This window comes from Amycolatopsis regifaucium, from assembly GCF_001613935.1.
GTDB classification, from domain to species: Bacteria; Actinomycetota; Actinomycetes; order Mycobacteriales; family Pseudonocardiaceae; genus Amycolatopsis; species Amycolatopsis regifaucium.
The window spans coordinates 35473-52744 of the sequence record NZ_LQCI01000016.1 but is presented as its reverse complement, the minus strand read 5'-3'; the positions used below and the strand labels follow the sequence as shown (position 1 = coordinate 52744).

Annotated in this window: 17 protein-coding genes; 7 read left to right on the top strand and 10 right to left on the bottom strand. The window is 68.3% G+C overall.

What is annotated here, in order from left to right; all coding sequences use genetic code 11:
• Positions 1–28 precede the first annotated feature (28 nt).
• From pheT to infC, 7 genes are all read right to left on the bottom strand, one after another.
• Positions 29–2599 (bottom strand): phenylalanine--tRNA ligase subunit beta, encoded by a 2571-nt coding sequence (pheT, locus tag AVL48_RS18920; RefSeq protein WP_061987083.1) that lies wholly within the window; start codon positions 2597–2599, stop codon positions 29–31.
• Complete coding sequence (gene pheS, locus AVL48_RS18915; protein ID WP_061987081.1) at positions 2600–3664, bottom strand: phenylalanine--tRNA ligase subunit alpha; 1065 nt, start codon at positions 3662–3664, stop codon at positions 2600–2602. It abuts the gene before it with no gap.
• Between the two features lie 275 nt (positions 3665–3939).
• Positions 3940–4770 carry a DUF6159 family protein gene (locus tag AVL48_RS18910; RefSeq protein WP_061987079.1) on the bottom strand — a complete coding sequence of 277 codons (831 nt, stop codon included), beginning with the start codon at positions 4768–4770 and terminating at the stop codon, positions 3940–3942.
• Between the two features lie 33 nt (positions 4771–4803).
• Positions 4804–5646 (bottom strand): TrmH family RNA methyltransferase, encoded by an 843-nt coding sequence (locus AVL48_RS18905; protein WP_074038304.1) that lies wholly within the window; start codon positions 5644–5646, stop codon positions 4804–4806.
• On the bottom strand, positions 5643–6020 hold the full coding sequence (rplT, locus tag AVL48_RS18900; RefSeq protein WP_037313135.1) for a 50S ribosomal protein L20: 378 nt from the start codon (positions 6018–6020) through the stop codon (positions 5643–5645). The genes AVL48_RS18905 and rplT overlap by 4 nt, the downstream gene beginning before the upstream one ends.
• A 63-nt stretch (positions 6021–6083) precedes the next feature.
• Entirely contained in the window at positions 6084–6278 is a 195-nt protein-coding gene (gene rpmI, locus AVL48_RS18895) for a 50S ribosomal protein L35 (protein ID WP_007028043.1), read from the bottom strand.
• Positions 6279–6347: 69 nt separating this feature from the next.
• Positions 6348–6923 (bottom strand): translation initiation factor IF-3, encoded by a 576-nt coding sequence (gene infC / locus AVL48_RS18890; RefSeq protein WP_061987075.1) that lies wholly within the window; start codon positions 6921–6923, stop codon positions 6348–6350.
• Between the two features lie 268 nt (positions 6924–7191).
• Here infC and AVL48_RS18885 point away from each other — a divergent pair, with 268 nt between their 5' ends.
• The 3 genes from AVL48_RS18885 to AVL48_RS18875 all read left to right on the top strand — a co-directional run bounded on the left by AVL48_RS18885 (position 7192) and on the right by AVL48_RS18875 (position 9489).
• A complete protein-coding gene (locus AVL48_RS18885) occupies positions 7192–7551 on the top strand; it encodes a DUF1844 domain-containing protein (RefSeq protein ID WP_061987073.1) in 360 nt (119 codons plus the stop codon).
• Between the two features lie 298 nt (positions 7552–7849).
• Entirely contained in the window at positions 7850–8497 is a 648-nt protein-coding gene (locus AVL48_RS18880) for a GntR family transcriptional regulator (protein WP_061987072.1), read from the top strand.
• The gene (locus tag AVL48_RS18875) at positions 8494–9489 is read left to right on the top strand and encodes a 1-aminocyclopropane-1-carboxylate deaminase (protein ID WP_061987070.1); all 996 of its coding nucleotides are present in this window, start codon (positions 8494–8496) and stop codon (positions 9487–9489) included. Before AVL48_RS18880 ends, AVL48_RS18875 begins: the two co-directional genes overlap by 4 nt.
• A gap of 66 nt (positions 9490–9555) precedes the next feature.
• Here AVL48_RS18875 and AVL48_RS18870 read toward each other — a convergent pair whose 3' ends face one another.
• The 3 genes from AVL48_RS18870 to AVL48_RS18860 are packed head-to-tail and all read right to left on the bottom strand — an operon-like array spanning position 9556 to position 11638.
• Positions 9556–9939 (bottom strand): RidA family protein, encoded by a 384-nt coding sequence (locus AVL48_RS18870; RefSeq protein WP_061987068.1) that lies wholly within the window; start codon positions 9937–9939, stop codon positions 9556–9558.
• The gene (locus tag AVL48_RS18865) at positions 9936–10700 is read right to left on the bottom strand and encodes an IclR family transcriptional regulator (RefSeq protein WP_061987066.1); all 765 of its coding nucleotides are present in this window, start codon (positions 10698–10700) and stop codon (positions 9936–9938) included. The genes AVL48_RS18870 and AVL48_RS18865 overlap by 4 nt, the downstream gene beginning before the upstream one ends.
• Positions 10697–11638, bottom strand: a complete 942-nt coding sequence (locus tag AVL48_RS18860) for a sugar kinase (protein ID WP_061987144.1) — start codon at positions 11636–11638, stop codon at positions 10697–10699. The genes AVL48_RS18865 and AVL48_RS18860 overlap by 4 nt, the downstream gene beginning before the upstream one ends.
• A 150-nt stretch (positions 11639–11788) precedes the next feature.
• Between AVL48_RS18860 and AVL48_RS18855 the strand changes: the two genes are divergently transcribed.
• From AVL48_RS18855 to AVL48_RS18840, 4 genes are read left to right on the top strand one after another with little or no spacing between them, the layout of a single operon-like run.
• Positions 11789–13093, top strand: coding sequence for an amino acid deaminase (locus AVL48_RS18855; RefSeq protein WP_061987064.1), 1305 nt, complete (start codon positions 11789–11791; stop codon positions 13091–13093).
• Positions 13094–13126: 33 nt separating this feature from the next.
• On the top strand, positions 13127–14722 hold the full coding sequence (locus tag AVL48_RS18850; protein ID WP_061987062.1) for an N-acyl-D-amino-acid deacylase family protein: 1596 nt from the start codon (positions 13127–13129) through the stop codon (positions 14720–14722).
• Positions 14719–16107 carry a GntP family permease gene (locus AVL48_RS18845; RefSeq protein WP_061987060.1) on the top strand — a complete coding sequence of 463 codons (1389 nt, stop codon included), beginning with the start codon at positions 14719–14721 and terminating at the stop codon, positions 16105–16107. The genes AVL48_RS18850 and AVL48_RS18845 overlap by 4 nt, the downstream gene beginning before the upstream one ends.
• A 27-nt stretch (positions 16108–16134) precedes the next feature.
• Positions 16135–17265 carry a lactonase family protein gene (locus AVL48_RS18840; RefSeq protein WP_061987058.1) on the top strand — a complete coding sequence of 377 codons (1131 nt, stop codon included), beginning with the start codon at positions 16135–16137 and terminating at the stop codon, positions 17263–17265.
• The last annotated feature ends 7 nt before the right edge of the window (positions 17266–17272 follow it).

Sequence of the window (17272 nt, the reverse complement as noted above, 5' to 3'; positions counted from 1 at the left end):
GCCTTCACGGGACTTCGGGACGCCGGGGTCAGGTCCGCAGGCTCGCACCGAAGCGTTCACCGGCGACAGCGATAGCGGCGTCGCGAGCCTTGGTGGCCTCGTCGACGGTCAGCGTGCGGTCCGCGGCGCGGAACCGCAGCTTGTAGGCCACCGAACGCTTGCCCTCGCCCACCTGCTCACCCTGGTAGGAGTCGAACAGCGTGATGTCCTCGAGCAGTTCGCCCGCCCCTTCGCGCAGCGCCTCGGCCAGGTCGGCCGACGGCACCTCCGACGCGGCGACGAGGGCGACGTCGAGCAGCACCGGCGGGAAGGCCGAGATCCTCGGCGCCGGACGGCCGTCCGGGATCGGGATCTCGTCCAGGTCGAGTTCCATCGCGACGGTGCGCGGCGGCAGCCCGAGCGCCTCGACGACCTTCGGGTGCAGCTCGCCGGCGTAGCCGACGGGCCACTGCCCGACCCGCAGCTGCGCGCAGCGGCCGGGGTGCCACGGCAGGTGATCCGCCGCGGCCGTGGTCAGCTCGACCCCGGCGGCCTGTGCCACCAGCCGGGCGGCCTGGACGGCGTCGGCCCAGTTCGCCTGCTCGCCCTCGCCCCACCAGCCGGCGCGGGCACGCTGGCCCGAGAGCACGACGGCGACGTGCACCGGCTGCGGCGGGACGGCCGCCTCCAGTACCGCGAGTTCCTCGTCGGTCGGCCGACGGTCCACCCCGAGGGACGGCATCGGGATCGGGTTCGCCCCGGGCAGCACGACCTGCCCGATGTGGAACAGCGAAACATCCTTGAAGCCACGGGAAATGTTGCGCTGCAGAGTTTCCAGCAGCCCCGGGAGCAGGGTGCTCGCCATCCGGTCCTTATCCGCTTCCAGCGGGTTGCGGACCCGGACGGTACGGCGGCGGACGTCGTCTTCGGGCAGCCCGAACGCGTCCCAGACCGAGTCCGAGATGAACGGGAAGGGCAGCACCTCGACGTAGCCCGCCTCGGCCAGCGCACGCGAGACCGAGCGGCGACGACGTTGCGTGTCGGTGAGACCGCGGCCCGCCGGGGCCTCGGGCAGCACCGACGGGATGCTGTCGTAGCCCTCCAGCCGGAGCACCTCCTCGACCAGGTCGGCGGACTGCACCAGGTCACCGCGCCAGCTCGGCGGGATCGCGGTCACCAGCGCGGTGCCGTCCTCGGCCGTGCCCACGTTGACCTTGCAGCCGATCTGCGAGAGCCGCCGAACCGTGACACCGCGCTCGTAACGCACCCCGGCCACCTGGTCGGGCAGGCTGATCGGCATGGTCACCGGCGGGTTCGGCTCGACGCCGCCCTCGTCGGTGCGGCCGGGCAGGATCGAGCCGTCGCCGTACTGGCGCAGCAGCCGCGCGGCGAACTCGACGGCCACCGCGCACAGCTGCGGGTCGGTGTAGCGCTCGAACCGCTTGGCGGCCTCGGAGAACAGCTTGTGACGGCGGGCCGTACGGCTGATCGACGACGGATCCCAATGCGCGGCCTCAAGGAGCACATCGGTGCTCTCAGGAGTGATCTCGGTCGACGCGCCGCCCATCGTGCCCGCCAGGGAGATGACCCCGCTGTCGTCGGCGATGACCACGTCGTCCGCGTCGAGGGTGCGCTCGACATCGTCCAAAGTGGTCAGTTTCTCGCCCGGCTTCGCCTTGCGCACCACCAGATCACCCTTGACCGAGCTGGTCGCGAAGGCGTGGAGCGGGTGGCCGAGTTCGATCATCACGTAGTTGGTCACGTCGACCGCGAGCGAGATCGACCGGATCCCCGCCAGCATCAGGCGGCGGCGCATCCACCACGGTGTCGGCGCGGTCGCGTCGAGATCCTTGACCCGGCGCAGCACGAACCGCCTGCAGCCCTCGGTGTCTTCGAGGTGCACCGGCCATGCGTCGGTTTCGGCCTCGGGCACCTCGATGGACGCCGGGTCGCCGAACGGGACGTCGAGCGCGTTCGACAGCTCGCGGGCCAGCCCGCGGACCGAAAGCGTGTACCCGCGGTCCGGGGTCGGCGTCACCTCGAGGACGGTGTCGTCGAGGCCGAGCAGCTTGTTCGCGTCCTCACCCGGGCTGGCGGTGCTCGGCGGCAGCACGAGGATGCCGGAGTGGTCGTCCCCGATGCCGAGTTCGCTCGCGGAGCAGATCATGCCGTCGCTGAGGCGGCCGTAGGTCTTGCGCGAGCCGATCTCGAAACCGCCGGGCAGCACCGTGCCGGGCAGCGCGACGATGACCAGATCACCCTCGGCGAAATTCGTGGCACCGCAGATGATCCCGCGGGTCTTGATCCCCGTCGGGCCGTCGTCCTCGAAGGGACCTTCGTCATCGTCGTCGTCATCCGCGTCGACGGTCTCGTCGGGCTTGTCGGTGTCGTCCTCGGACTCGCCGACGTCGACCCGGCAGAACCGGACCGGCTTCTTGAACTCGGTCAGTTCCTCGATCTCGGCCACGCGGCCCACCACGAGCGGGCCGGTGACCGGTTCGAGCGGGCGGACGTCGTCGACCTCGATGCCGATGCGCACGAAGGCGTCGGCCAGATCCTGGGCCGTGACCTCCTCGTCGACGTCGAGGTGTTCGGTCAGCCAGCTGGCTGGGACCTTCACTCAGGCCTCCGTTCCGAAGGGCAGGGTGAACCTGATGTCGCCCTCCACCATGTCGCGCATGTCCGGAATTCCGTTGCGGAACTGCAGGGTGCGCTCGATACCCATGCCGAAGGCGAAGCCCGAGTAGACCTCGGGGTCGACGCCGCAGGCACGCAGGACGTTGGGGTTGACCATGCCGCAGCCGCCCCATTCGACCCAGCCGGCGCCGCCCTTCTTCTCCTCGAACCAGACGTCGACCTCGGCCGACGGCTCGGTGAACGGGAAGAAGTGCGGGCGAAGCCGGGTCTTCGAGTTCTCGCCGAACATCGCGCGGGCGAAGGCGTCGAGGGTTCCCTTGAGATGGGCCATCGTCAGGCCCTTGTCCACCGCGAGCCCTTCGACCTGCGAGAACACCGGGGTGTGCGTGGCGTCGAGTTCGTCGGTCCGGTAGGTGCGGCCGGGGCAGACGACGTACACGGGCAGGTCGCGGTGCAGCAGCGTGCGGGCCTGTACCGGCGAGGTGTGCGTCCGCAGCACCAGCCCGGAGTCCTCCTCACCGAGGTAGAACGTGTCCTGCAGCTGGCGCGCGGGGTGGTCCTTGCCGAAGTTCAGTGCGTCGAAGTTGAACCACTCGGCCTCGAGTTCCGGACCGTCGGCTACCTCGTAGCCCATCGCGACGAACGCGTCGGCGATCCGCTCCGACAGGGTCGAGATCGGGTGCCGGGCGCCGCGGGGCACGCGGTCCCACGGCAGCGTGACGTCGACGGTCTCCTCGCGGAGCACCTTTTCGTCACGTTCGGCCTGGAGCACGACGCGGCGCGCGTCGAAAGCGGTCTGGATGGCTTGGCGCGCTTCGTTGACCCGCTTTCCCGCTTCGGCCTTCTCCTGCTTCGGCAGCGCACCGATCTCGCGGCGGGCGAGCAGCAGCGGAGACTGGTCCCCGAGGTGGGCGGGCTTGACCGCGGCCAGCGCGTCGAGATCCGCCGCGGCCGCGAAATCGGTCTCGGCCTGCTTGACGGCGGCCGTCAACGTTTCCGGCGCGAGCGTTCCCGCCTGGGGGTCCTGCTTGTCGTTGGCTTCGGACATAACTCCTCGGCGTCCGCTGGGACTGGTCCGGTGCACGCGAGCGCACGCATGGGTTTAGCAGCAGCTGAATTCTATGGGACAGCGAACGGCGGCCCCCGATCACCCTAGGGCTGGGCACACCGTCACTCGAGAGTGCGAAAGACGCGCCCTACGCCGTAAACAAGGTGCTGGAACGAACACCGCGTTCCATGAGAGCTCCCTTGTTCCGTGGTACGAACGGCCTGGTGCCCGTGACCCTACGTGGCCACGGGCACCGGCGCGAACGAAATTGCGGCTCAGCGCCCGGCGAAAGCGCCTTCGAAGTCCACCTTGCCGAACGCCTCCGGGACGACGCCGTCCGCGGCGTAGCGGTACAACGCGGTCTGGTAGATCCCGGAAAGCGTCGTGCAGACGATGGAGACCAAGAACCCCCACACGAGTGAAATCCCGATGGCGACGAAGATCGTGATGGTGCCGCCGAGAAGCATGCCCGCACCGACGATCACCGCGAAGCCCGCCAGCGACACCAGGAAGCCGATCACCCCGATGCCGAACCGTCCGGCCGCCTGCTCACCCCAGGTCCGCTTGAGCAGCTCCGCCGAACGCTTGGCGCCGTGCCGGACACCGGCGTCCTCGATCATCATCACCGGCAGCACGAGATAGGTGACGAGGTTCCAGGCGGCACCGACCAACCGGCTGACGAAGTAGCCGATGAACGCGAACCGCTGCTCGATCTCCCGGAGGATCAGGGAAACCGTCGCCGTCACCGCGGCCCAGCCCAGCAAGGGCAGCCATCGGCGTCCGGCCTCCGCCAGCCCGGAGGCCACGCGGGGGTCACCACCGCGCAGTGCGACGTCGGCCTGCGAGATGAGCGCGGCGTTGAAGAACACCGTGACGAACGCGGCCGTCAGATAGAACAGCCCGATCATCACGTACGAGCCCGGAGTCAGCCTCGAGTGGTCGGCGATCTCGCTGTGGGAGATCCAGTAACCGGAGCCGAGGAACACCGCGGCCACCACCAGCCCCGCGATCGCGGCGAGCATCGGGAAGACCGCGAGTTCCTTGCGGGATCGCAGCACACGCCAAGAAGCACCGAACAAAGCGAAAGAACGGGCGATACGCCCCATGATGACTCCCCAGAATCCAACGGAGTCCGGAGTCTAGCGACCCTGGCGCGGCGCCATCGCGTTGGTGTACACGCAGATCGCTGCGGCCGTCGCGAGGTTCAGGCTTTCCGCCCGGCCGTACATCGGGATCTTGACCGCGAGATCGACGGTGTCGAGTACGTGCGCGGGCAGGCCGTGCGCCTCGTTGCCGAACACCCATGCGACGGGCTGGTCGAAGGTCACCTGATCGAGCTCGGTGTCGGCGTAGCCGTGTGCGCCGAAGGTACGGAGACCGGCTGCGGAGCAGGCCTTCAAGGCCGCGTCGACGTCGCGGATCCGGGTGATGGCGGGGTGGAACAGGCTGCCGGCGGCCGCGCGGACGCATTTGCCGTTGTGCGGGTCGACACTGTCTCCCGCGAGCACGACCGCGTCGGCGCCCGCGGCGTCCGCGACGCGGATCACGGTGCCCGCGTTCCCGGGGTCCGAGACGTCGACGAGGACGACGACGAGCTTCACGCCCGGCTTCAGGACAGTCTCTTGTGGACGGTCGACGAGCGCGCACACCCCGACGATGCCTTGCGGCGTCACGGTCTCGGACAGCCCGTCGGCGGCGCGGTCGGAGATCGGCGAAACGGGTACGCCCGCCTCGCGCGCGGTGACGAGCAGACGCTCGTGTTGCACGGCGGCGCGTTCGGTGACGAACAGCTCGTACACCTTGCCGCCGTCTTCGAGGGCGTGGGTGAGCGCGGCTTCGACCGCGTTCGCGCCCTCGGCGAGGAACCGCCCGGTCTTCTCCCGTTCGGCCCGGCGGGTGAGCTTGCGCGCAGCAACAACCCGGGGCGTCCGTTCGGTGAACGGAGCCGCCCCGGGTTGCGGAAGAGCGCTGTCGCCGGTCAGGCCGACTTCTTCTCTTCGGTGTTCACGTTGGCCTTGGCCAGCTCGGCCAGCGCGGCGAACGCGGCGGCGTCGTTGACGGCGAGGTCCGCGAGGATCTTGCGGTCGACCTCGACACCCGCGGTCTTGAGACCCTGGATGAAGCGGTTGTAGGTGACGCCGTTGGCGCGAGCGGCCGCGTTGATCCGGGTGATCCACAGCTGGCGGAAGTCACCCTTGCGGGCACGGCGGTCCCGGTAGGCGTAGTTCAGCGAGTGAAGCGTCTGCTCCTTCGCCTTGCGGTACAGCCGCGAACGCTGGCCGCGGTAGCCGCTGGCGAGCTCGAGAGTCGCGCGACGCTTCTTCTGGGCGTTGACAGCCCTCTTGACGCGTGCCACTGGGTCCATCCTGTCGATCTGGGGGCGCGCAGGCGCGCCCGGCGTTTACAAAGTGCGGGAGTGTCAGCGGCCGAGAAGGCGCTTGACGCGGCCGACGTCGTTCTTGGCGATCTCGGTCGTGCCCTCAAGGCGACGGGTGAGCCTGTTGGACTTCTTCTCCATCAGGTGGCGGCGGCCGGCCTTCTGGCGGCGCAGCTTGCCCGAACCCGTGACGCGAACTCGCTTCGACGTCCCGCTGTGCGTCTTCATCTTCGGCATTACGTTGTCCTCTTTCGTGCGGCGGCACACCGGTGTTCTCCGGTGTGCCGCTGACATGGCTGGTCGGCGCTACGCGTCGGCGGGCGGCTCTGGCGACTCGTCCTTGGTGGCCTTCGTGGCCTTGGTCGGCTTCACGTTCTTGTGCGGAGCCAACACCATGATCATGTTGCGACCGTCCTGCTTCGGCGACGACTCGACGAAACCGAGTTCGGTCACCTCGTCGGCGAGCTTCTGCAGCAGCCGGAAACCGAGTTCCGGCCGGGACTGCTCGCGACCGCGGAACATGATCGTGACCTTGACCTTGTTGCCTGCCGCAAGGAAGCGCGACACGTGACCCTTTTTGGTCTCGTAGTCGTGCTGGTCGATCTTCGGCCGCAGCTTCTGCTCTTTGATGACGGTGAGCTGCTGGTTGCGGCGGGACTCGCGGGCCTTCTGCGCGCTCTCGTACTTGAACTTGCCGAAGTCCATGAGCTTGCATACGGGCGGGCGTGCCTGGGGGGCGACCTCGACGAGATCGAGATCGTTCTCCTGTGCCAGCCGCAGTGCATCTTCGATCCGGACGATGCCGACCTGTTCACCGGCGGGTCCGACGAGGCGGACTTCCGGTACCCGGATTCGGTCGTTGATGCGTGTCTCGGAGCTGATGGGGCCTCCCTGGTTCGAGGTAAATTCTTCTACCGTTTCGACCTGGTGCCCACATACCTAAGGCCCCGGTACCGTGCGGTACGCGGGGCCCACTCTTTCCGATCGTGTTCGATCTCCAGAACCGAACACACCGCCTCGACGCCCGAAATCGTCTTGGCGAGACCGGACCCGGACACCTGGTGTTGCGGCGGTGACACGGGTGGGAGCGGGGCTCCACTTGCCGCCCCCGATCGCTCGGGGGCTGGTCGCTCGTGGAAGGGTACCAGACGTGTCAGAAGAACCGGTTCAGCAGCCCCCGTATTCCCCGGACGTCCGCGACCTGGAGGACATCCCGAGCGTCGAGGTGATCAGCAGGGCGGCCGTCATGCTGCTCTCCGCCGGCGCCGAACGGCTCGGCCTCGCCGACGAGGACCCGGCCAGCTCACCGCACCGCGACCTCGACGAGGCCCGCCGCCTGATCACCGCCCTCGCCGGGCTGGTCACCGCTTCGGCAGAGTACCTCGGCCTGCACGCGGGCCCGTTACGCGACGGCCTGCAGTCGCTGCAGAAGGCGTTCCGCGAGGCTTCGGCCGTGCCGGACGCGCCTGGGCAGGGGCCGGGCGAGAAGTACACAGGGCCTGTGTACTAGGTCGCTTCCCTCCTCCTGCCCGTGCAATGAAGGGGCCTTTCATCGCAAATTTTGCGATGAAAGGCCCCTTCATTGCACGAGGTTCGTCCCGGGGTTCCGCGAGAGTGGACGTTGGCTATCGGGTGTCCGTGAAGGCCTCCTTCCCTACTCTGAGGGTAGGAAAGGGGGCCTTCACGGACAGGCAGACGCACCACAGGGACGACGTCTGAAGGTCCTGCCGTCTCCCACGGCCAGGCCTAAAACCCTTTATTGCACGGCCGACTACCGATCCAGGTGTCTGACAGCTAACATTTCAGATGTGAGTGGGTTAGCGAAGGTGCCGCGGTCCCTCCTCCGGGACGAGGCCTACGAGAACATCCGACGGGCGATCATCGACGGGACGTTGCCGCCGGGGACGAACCTGCGCGACGGCGACCTGGCCGAACAGCTGGGTCTTTCGAGGGCGCCGGTGCGCCAGGCGCTGCTGCGCCTCATCGAGGACGGCCTCGTCGAGTCGAAGCCGCAGAGCTACACGCGGGTGGCGGGGTTCGTCCCCGACGACGTCCGTGATGCCCTGCAACTGGTCCGCGCCCTGCACGAGTTCGCCGTCCGGGTCGGCGCGCCACGGATGGGCGCGGCCGAGGTCGAAGCGATGCGCGCGGCCAACGCGCGGTTCGCCGAAGCGATCGCCGCCGGGGACATCGGGGCCGCGATCGCCGCCGACGACGCACTCCACGACATCCCGGTGGCCGCCGCGCGCAACCGGGCGGTCGCCGCGACGCTCGACCGCTACACACCGCTGCTCCGACGGCTCGAATACGCCCGTTTCGGTTCCCTGCCCGCGCACCGGTCGGTCCAGCGGCACGCGGAACTGGCCGACGCCATCGAAGCGGGCGACGTCGACCTGGCCTGCTCGATCACCGCCACGATCTGGACCGAACTCGAAGCCCTCCTGGAGACGCCATGACCCTCGCCGACTTCCCGCGCTACCCGCTGCTGTTCGGCCCCTCCCCCGTGCACCCGCTCGACCGGCTCACCACCCATCTCGGTGGCGCGAAGGTCTGGGCGAAACGCGAGGACGTCAACTCCGGTATCGCGTTCGGCGGCAACAAGACCAGGAAGCTCGAATACCTGGTCGCCGACGCGCTCGCCTCAGGAGCGGACACACTGATCTCGATCGGCGGCGTGCAGTCGAACCACACCCGCCAGGTCGCCGCGGCGGCGGCGCGGGCCGGGCTGAAGGCCGTGCTGGTGCAGGAGAGCTGGGTGGACTGGCACGACCCGCTCTACGACAAGGTCGGCAACATCCAGCTCTCGCGCATCCTCGGCGCCGACATCCGGATGGTCGAGGCCGGGTTCGGCGTCGGCTTCAAGGAGAGTTGGGAGAACGCGATCAAGCAGATCGAGGCCGACGGCGGCAAACCGTACGCGATCCCGGCGGGTGGATCGGATCATCGCCTCGGCGGGCTCGGTTTCGCGAACTGGATCGTCGAACTCGAAGCGCAGGAGGCCGAACTCGGCGTCTTCTTCGACACTGTGGTCGTCTGCTCGGTCACCGGCAGCACGCAGGCCGGCATGGTCGCCGGGGCCGCGCTTTCGGGGAAGCCCCGGCGGATTCTCGGCATCGACGGCTCGGCGAAACCGGCCGAGACCCGCGACCAGATCACCCGCATCGCCCGCGCGACCGCGGAGCTGATCGGTGCGGGCGAGATCGGCGAAGTCGAACTGGACGAGCGCTACCACGCCGGGATCTACGGCATCCCCGACGAGTCCACTTTGGACGCGATCAGGACGCTGGCGCGGCTGGAAGGCGTGCTCACCGATCCGGTGTACGAGGGCAAGTCCACGGCGGGACTGATCGACCTCGTTTCGCGCGGGGAGATCGCGAAGGACTCGAACGTCCTCTTCGCGCACCTAGGCGGGCAGCCCGCGCTTAACGGGTACACGAGCGTGCTCTAGCGGCTGCAATGAAAGGCCCCTTCATCGCAAAATTTGCGATGAAGGGGCCTTTCATTGCACGCGCGACTAGTCCGTCACGGCCAGGACGTCGATCTCCACCAGCAGGCCGGCGGGCAGGCCGACGTACACGGTGGTGCGGGCCGGGTGCGGCGCTTCGCCGATCAGCTTGTTGTAGACCTCGTTGAACGCGCCGAAGTGGTCGACGTCGGTCAGGTACACGCGCACCATCATCGCGTCGCTCAGGCTCGAACCGGCGGCCTCGAGCACCGCTTCGATGTTCTTGAACGTCTGCTCCGTCTGCTCACCGACGGTCTCGCCGACGATGGCGCCGGTGGCCGGGTCGAAGGCGACCTGGCCGGCCACCTGCAGGATGTTGCCCTTGCGGACCGCCTGCGAGAACGCGGCCACCGGCTTCGGCGCGTTCTCCGTGCTGATCGCGGTCTTGCTCATTCCAACTTCCCCTTTCGGTTCCCCGTCCATCCACTGTGGACGGAAGCTTCTTCGGCGGCGGCGATCAGTTCCGGCACGAGCGCCATCAGGCCGTCGTAGTCGAGCAGTACCTTCGGCACCGACACCGACGCGGCGGCGAGTACCACGCCGCCCGGGCCGCGCACCGGCGCCGCGACGCAGTGGATGAAGTCCTCGTGCTCGGCGTTGTCCACCGCGTAGCCGCGGTCGGCGACGAGATCCAGTTCGGTCTCGTAGGCCGACGGCGTGGTGATCGTGTTCGGGGTGCGCGTGAAGAAATCGATCCGCGAAACGACGTCGGCGCGCTTTTCCGGCGACATCGCCGCCACCAGTACCTTGCCGACGGCGGTGCAGTGCAGCGGGGCGCGTTTGCCGATGCGCGAGTACATCCGCACCGAATGCCTGCCCTCGAACTTGTCGATGTAGACCACCTCGCCGTCCTCATAGGACGCGAGGTGCACGGTGTGCCCGGTGCGCGCGTTGAGCCCGGCGAGCGCGGATTGCGCGGTGCGGCGGACGTCGCGGTCTTCCAGCGCCTGCTGCGCGAGGTCGAACAGCGCGCTGCCGAGCCGGTAGTACCGCTGCCCTTCCCGGCGCACGAAGTGATGCGTCTCCAGGGTGCGCAGCAGCCGCAGCACGGTCGACTTGTGCACGCCGATCTCCTCGGCGAGCTGGTCCAGCGTCTTCGGCTCGCGGGCGAGCCCGCTCAGCAGTGTGAGCGCCCGGTCCAGGCTCTGGCTCATCCGCCCACCAATCCCTTGTCCGTCAGCTTCGCCGCCGCCCATGCTGCCTCCTCCGCCCCGAGGAGCGCTTCGACGACCGCGCCGGGCAGTGGCGTCCCCACGTCGTCGTGGGTCAGCAGGGTGGCCGCCGCCTGCAGATGACCGCGGCGAAGCCTGGTCGCGGGGTCGTCGCCGCGCAGAGTGGCGGCGAGGAAACCGGCGGCGAACGCGTCACCGGCGCCGACCGGCTCCACGACGTCGACCTGGAGCGCGGGCGAGAACAGCGGTGGCTCGTCGCCGTCGACGAGCGTCACCCCGCGTGCCCCGTGCTTGACGACCAGCGTCTTCGGGCCGGGTACGACGGCGCGCAGCCGTTCCGGGTCGCCGGTCCCCCACACCCGTTCGGCCTCGTCCTCGCCTGCCAGCACGATGTCGGCACGGGCGGCCAAGCCGGCCAGCACCGACGGGTCGCGCCCGGTCCACAGCGCGGGCCGGAAGTTCACGTCGAACGACACCAGCGTGTCGCCACGCGGTCGTTCCATCAGGGCGCGGACCAGGTCGAGACAGCCGTCCGACAGTGCGGGCGTGATCCCGGACAGGTGGATGACCCGCACCCCGTCGAGCTCGATCTTCCCCAGCAATCCGGCGTCCATTCCGGACGCGGCGGAGCCCTTGCGGTAGTAGCGGACGGGGCTGCCGTCGGCTCCGCTCTCCTTGATGTAGAGCCCGGTCGGACGCGTCGGGTCGACCACGACCGCGCTGACGTCGACCCCCGCTTCGCCGATCTCGCGCACGAGCGCGCGACCGAACGGATCGTCACCGACCGCGCTCACCCACGCACTGGCGAACCCCAGCGCGGGGAGGTGACACGCGACGTTCGATTCGGCTCCCCCGATGCTCCGCACCCACTTCCGCACCTGGTCGGGCGGCCCGGATTCGGCCGGCACGAACAAGGCCATCGACTCCCCGATGCACAAAACGTCGGGCGCGCTTGTCACCTTCACGTCTCCTAGTCGTCACCCCGTTGACCGTTAGCGGACCGGATGCTACACCTATCCCACGCAATATGCGCAACGTCCGTTGCAACATACGCAACCGAGGTGAACCTCATGTTCCAAGCCGGCACCATCGATTCCGCCGCGGTAGCGGCCATCCGGAAGGAGCGCGTCGACTGGCGCTTCCGCTCGGTGGCGCCTTCGCTGTCCGGCCTCACGATCGGCGAAGCCGCCGCCCGCGGGGCCAAGCTGTTCGACGACGGCTTCCTCGGCCCCTTCGTGGTGCTCGACGAGGAAGCTCTCGAACACAACCTCCGCACGATGGCGGACTGGTGCGCCGAGCGAGGGGTCGCGCTGGCCCCGCACGGCAAGACGACGATGGCGCCGCAGCTTTTCGAGCGGCAGCTCGAACACGGCTCGTGGGGCATCACCTGCGCGAACGCCGGGCATCTGCGGATCTATCGCGCGTTCGGCGTTTCCCGCATCCTGCTGGCGAACCAGCTGCTCGACCCGTCGGGCTTGAAGTGGCTCGCCGCGGAACTGGACGCCGACGACGACTTCGAGTTCGTCTGCTGGGTCGACTCGGTCCACGGTGTCGAGCTGATGACCGAAGCCCTGAGTGGCGCCCGCCGCAAGGTGGACGTCCTCGTCGAACTCGGCGCGGAGGGCGGCCGCACCGGTGTCCGCGACACCGAGACCGCGCTCGCCGTCGCCGAAGCCGCGCACGCGAGCCCGGCACTGCGGCTGCGTGGATCCGGCGGCTACGAAGGCGCGCTTTCCCACCACACCGACGAAAAGTCGCTCCAGCTGATCAGCTCCTATGTGGACGGTCTGCGCGAACTCGTCTTCGCCTTCGCCGCGAAGGGCCTGCTCGACGACGCCGGTCAGATCATCGTCACCGGCGGCGGCAGCGCGTACTTCGACCGCGTCGCCGACGAACTCACCAAGGACTGGGGTGACCTGAACGTCCTGCCGATCCTGCGCAGCGGCGCCTACGTCACCCACGACGACGGCTTCTACCGGGTGATTTCCCCTCTGGGCGAACACCCGCGCATCGGTGGCGTGGCCTCGTTCCGTCCCGCGCTGCGCGCCTGGGCGCAGGTGACGTCGAAGCCGACGGACGAACTCGCGCTGCTCACCATCGGCAAACGCGACGCGTCCTTCGACGAAGGCATGCCGGAGCCCCGGCTGATCCGCAAGGGCGACGGGCCGCCGTCCGCGCTCGAAGGTCACTCCATCCAGAAGATGAACGACCAGCACGCCTTCCTCACCTTGCCCGCGTCTTCGCCGGTCGAGGTCGGTGACTGGATCGCGCTCGGCCTGTCGCATCCGTGCACGGTGTTCGACAAGTGGCCCCTCATCCCGGTCGTCGCCCCTGACGGCGAGACCGTGCTCGATTTCGTCCGTACCCATTTCTGATCCGTCCTCCACCGCCGCAGAGGAAGAATCACCATGGACATCGTCGTCCGCTCCGCACTGGTCGCCGACGGCACCGGGGATCAGCCCACCAAGCACGACGTGGGCATCTCGGAAAGCCGTATCGCCAGTGTCGCCGAACCGGGCTCGCTCGCGGGCCGCCGCACCATCGACGCCGAAGGACTCGTGCTCGCGCCCGGGTTCATCGACATGCATTCGCATTCCGACCTCCAATTGCTCGCGAATCCGGACCACCTCGCGAAGCTTTCGCAGGGCGTCACCACCGAGGTCCTCGGGCAGGACGGGCTTTCCTACGCGCCCGTGAACGACGACGTCCTCGCCTCACTGCGCCAGCAGCTCGCCGGGTGGAACGACGATCCGGCCGGGTTCGACTGGAACTGGCGCTCGGTCGGCGAATACCTCGACCGGCTCGATGCCGGGGTCGCGGTCAACGCCGCCTACCTGGTGCCGCAGGGCACCGTCCGGATGCTCACCGTCGGCTGGGACGACCGGCCCGCGACCGAGGCCGAGATGAACGCGATGAAGGAACTCATCGCGACCGGGCTGGCCGAGGGCGCGATGGGCATGTCGTCCGGGCTCACCTACACGCCGGGCATGTACGCGACCACCGAGGAACTCGTCGAACTGTGCCGGGTCGTCGGCGAGAACGGCGGCTTCTACAGCCCGCATCACCGCAGCTACGGCAAGGGCGCGCTCGAGGCGTTCGGCGAGATGGTCGACGTCTCCCGCCGGTCCGGCTGCCCGCTGCATCTCGCGCACGCCACGATGAACTTCTCGGTGAACAAGGGCAAGGCGCCGGATCTGCTGGAGTTGCTCGATCGGGCCCTCGACGACGGCTGCGACATCACGCTGGACACCTATCCCTACCTTCCCGGCGCCACCTACCTTTCCGCGCTGTTGCCGAGCTGGTCCGCCGAAGGCGGGCTCGACGCGACACTCTCGCGACTGTCCGATGTGGACACCCGCGAGCGGATCCGCGCCGAGATCGAGGAGACCGGCTCCGACGGCGCTCACGGCGTCCCGATCGACTGGGACGCCATCGAGATCAACGGCGTCCGCCGGGACGAGAACTCCCACCTCGTCGGGCACTCCGTGGCCGCTTCGGCCCAGCGGGCCGGGAAGCCCGCCGCGGACCTGTACTTCGACGTCCTGATCTCGGAAAAGCTCGGTACGTCCTGCCTGATGCACGTCGGGCACGAAGAGAACGTCCAGGCGATCATGCGCCACCGCACGCACACCGGTGGCAGCGACGGGCTTCTCGTCGGGGCACGACCGCATCCCCGTGCCTGGGGCACGTTCCCGCGTTACCTCGCGCGCTACGTCCGCGAACTCGGCGTTCTCGACCTCGCCGAATGCGTCGCCCATCTCACCGGCCGTGCGGCGAAACGCCTGCGGCTGACCGACCGAGGCCTCGTCCGCGCCGGATACGCGGCGGACCTCGTGCTGTTCGACCCGGAAACCGTCGCCGACACCGCCACGTTCGACGAGCCGCGGCAGCAGGCCGCCGGTATCCCCTATGTCTTCGTCAACGGTGTCGCCGCCATCGACGATGGTCAACCGACCGGCGCCCTCGCCGGCCATTCACTGCGCAACCCCGGGAGTGCCCGATGATCGACTGGCTCCAACATTCGACGGGAGGTCTCCTGACCCTCGCCGCCGTCTCGATCGCGGTCTTGCTGCTGCTCATCATCAAGGTCAAACTCGAGCCCTTCATCGCGCTGATCGTGGTCGGCCTGCTGACCGCGCTGGCCGCGGGCCTGCCGGTGGTCCAGATCGTCGGCTCCGCGCAGAAGGCGTCGGATTCCCTGCTGGAAAAGGGTTTCGGCGGGATCCTCGGCCATATCGCCGCGATCATCGGACTCGGCACGATTCTCGGGTCCATTTTGGAGCGCTCGGGCGGGGCGAAGGTGCTCACCGGCGCGCTACTGCGGGCCATCGGTGAGAAGCGGGCGCCGCTCGCGATGGGCCTCGCGGGGTTCGTCTTCGGTATCCCGGTCTTCTTCGACATCGGCATCTTCGTGCTGGCGCCGCTGGTCTACGTGGCCGCCAAACAGGGCGGCCGTTCACTGGTGCTCTACGCGTTGCCGCTGCTCGCCGGTCTTTCCATCACGCACGCGTTCCTCCCGCCGCATCCCGGCCCGGTGGCCGCGGCCGGTCTGCTGCACGTGGAACTCGGCTGGATCATCCTGATGGGGCTGGTCTGCGGTATCCCGGCGTTCCTCGTCGGCGGCGTGGCGTATTCGACGTGGATCGGAAAGCGCATCGACGTCGCGGTCCCCGCGGAATTCCTGGTGGCCGAGGAAGAAGGCGAAAAGGAAGAGAACCCGCCGTCTCTCGTTCTCGTGTCGGCGATCATCGCGGTTCCACTGGTGCTGATCCTCGCCGGGACCTTCGGCAGTATCTGGCTTCCGAAGAATTCCGCGGCGGCCGGGGTGGCCGCGTTCATCGGTACCCCGGCGGTCGCGCTGACGATCTCGGTACTGCTCGCGTCCTGGTTGCTGGGTCTCCGCCGTGGCTTGACGGGCAAGGATTTGAGCGAGCTTTCGGCGAAATCCCTCCGGCCGGTCGCGATGATCCTGCTGGTGGTCGGCGCGGGCGCGTTCTTCGGCGCCGTGCTGGCCGCGACGGGCATCGGCAAGGCTGTCGCGGGTTCACTCGACAACGCCGGTCTCCCGGTCATCCTGGCGGCGTACGTGATCAGTTGCGGGATGCGGATCGCGCAGGGCTCGGCGACCGTCGCGATCGTGACCACGAGCGGCATCGTCGCGCCGACGGTGGCGACACTGGGTTACTCGCAGATCCAGCTCGCGCTGCTGGTCGTGGCGATCTCCGCCGGGTCGATCATCGCCTCCCACGTGAACGACGGTGGGTTCTGGATCATCTCGCGGTACTTCGACATGACGGTGCCACAGACCCTGAAAACCTGGACCGTCTTGGAAACCGTCCTTTCCGTTTCCGGTTTCGGCGTGGCAGCATTGCTCATGGCAGTGGTTTAAACCACCCGACATCTGGGAGAAATCACGATGACCGGACTCGATCGACGCACCTTCCTCGGCGCCGTCGGAGCGGCTGGACTCACCACCGTTCTCGGTTCCCAGCTCGCGAACGCTTCCGAACAGACCTGCGGACCGAAGGGAACCGGCGCCATCTACGTCAGCAGCTACACCAGTTCCGGGCACGGGCTCGATGTCGCTCACCGGGACGCGACGACCAACGCGCTGGTCGTCGACCGGACCATCCCGGGGATCAGCAACGCATCCTGGTTCGACCTCAGCGCCGACCGCAAAACGCTGTATGTGACCAACGAGGACGAGAACGGCCAGATCTCCGCGCTGAGCCTCGCCGACCCCGCGAAACCCAAGCTGCTCAACAAGAAGTCGGCGAAGGGGCAGCACCCGACGCATCTGAGCGTCCATTCGAGCCAGAAGTACGTGCTTGCCGCGAACTACAGCAGCGGCAGCGTCGTCGTCCTCCCGATCCTCGCGGGCGGGAAACTCGGCGACGTCGTCGATCTGGCGCAGCACAAGGGTGCCGAGCGGCAGGCGCACGCGCACCAGGTGGTCAACGATCCCACCGGCAAATGGGTGCTCGCGGTCGACCTCGGCGCGGATTCGGTGTACGTCTACAAACTCGATGTCGCGACCGGGAAACTCAAGCTGAACCAGCAGCTCAAGCTCCCTTCGGGCGCCGGTCCCCGGCATCTCGCCTTCCACCCCAACGGCAAGTACGCCTACATCCTCGGCGAATTGCGTGCCGAGGTGACCGTCGCGGCGTGGAACCCGGCCACCGGGAAACTGACCGCGGGCCAGGTCGTCCCGGCCGTCCCGGCGGGAACGCCCGGCGAGCAGTATCCGGGCGAGATCGCCACGTCCAAGGACGGCAGGTTCGTCTACGCGTCGGTGCGTGGCTCCGACACGATCGCGTCGTTCGGCGTCGGCGAGGACGGGAAGTCCTTGAAGCTGTTGAACAACGCGCCCGTCGGTGGCGTGTACCCGCGTCACTTCACCCTCGACCCGACCGGGCGCTGGTTCTACGTCTCGAGCGACAAGTCCGGCACGCTCAGCTGGCTGCCGCGTGATCCCGACACCGGTCTTCCTGGTGCCGTCGCCGGAAAACTGGCGCTCGCCCAGGTCAATTCGGTCTTTTTCACCTAAGGAGAAA

What these genes read in the sequence shown, in the direction of transcription:
- AVL48_RS18865 (WP_061987066.1), bottom strand. Translation starts at nt 10,700, where the DNA reads ATGAGCCAGAGCCTGGACCGGGCGCTCACACTGCTGAGCGGGCTCGCC.
- AVL48_RS18845 (WP_061987060.1), top strand. Translation starts at nt 14,719, where the DNA reads ATGATCGACTGGCTCCAACATTCGACGGGAGGTCTCCTGACCCTCGCC.
- pheS (WP_061987081.1), bottom strand. Translation starts at nt 3,664, where the DNA reads ATGTCCGAAGCCAACGACAAGCAGGACCCCCAGGCGGGAACGCTCGCG.
- rpmI (WP_007028043.1), bottom strand. Translation starts at nt 6,278, where the DNA reads ATGCCGAAGATGAAGACGCACAGCGGGACGTCGAAGCGAGTTCGCGTC.
- AVL48_RS18840 (WP_061987058.1), top strand. Translation starts at nt 16,135, where the DNA reads ATGACCGGACTCGATCGACGCACCTTCCTCGGCGCCGTCGGAGCGGCT.
- AVL48_RS18875 (WP_061987070.1), top strand. Translation starts at nt 8,494, where the DNA reads ATGACCCTCGCCGACTTCCCGCGCTACCCGCTGCTGTTCGGCCCCTCC.
- AVL48_RS18910 (WP_061987079.1), bottom strand. Translation starts at nt 4,770, where the DNA reads ATGGGGCGTATCGCCCGTTCTTTCGCTTTGTTCGGTGCTTCTTGGCGT.
- AVL48_RS18860 (WP_061987144.1), bottom strand. Translation starts at nt 11,638, where the DNA reads ATGGCCTTGTTCGTGCCGGCCGAATCCGGGCCGCCCGACCAGGTGCGG.
- AVL48_RS18870 (WP_061987068.1), bottom strand. Translation starts at nt 9,939, where the DNA reads ATGAGCAAGACCGCGATCAGCACGGAGAACGCGCCGAAGCCGGTGGCC.
- AVL48_RS18855 (WP_061987064.1), top strand. Translation starts at nt 11,789, where the DNA reads ATGTTCCAAGCCGGCACCATCGATTCCGCCGCGGTAGCGGCCATCCGG.
- AVL48_RS18850 (WP_061987062.1), top strand. Translation starts at nt 13,127, where the DNA reads ATGGACATCGTCGTCCGCTCCGCACTGGTCGCCGACGGCACCGGGGAT.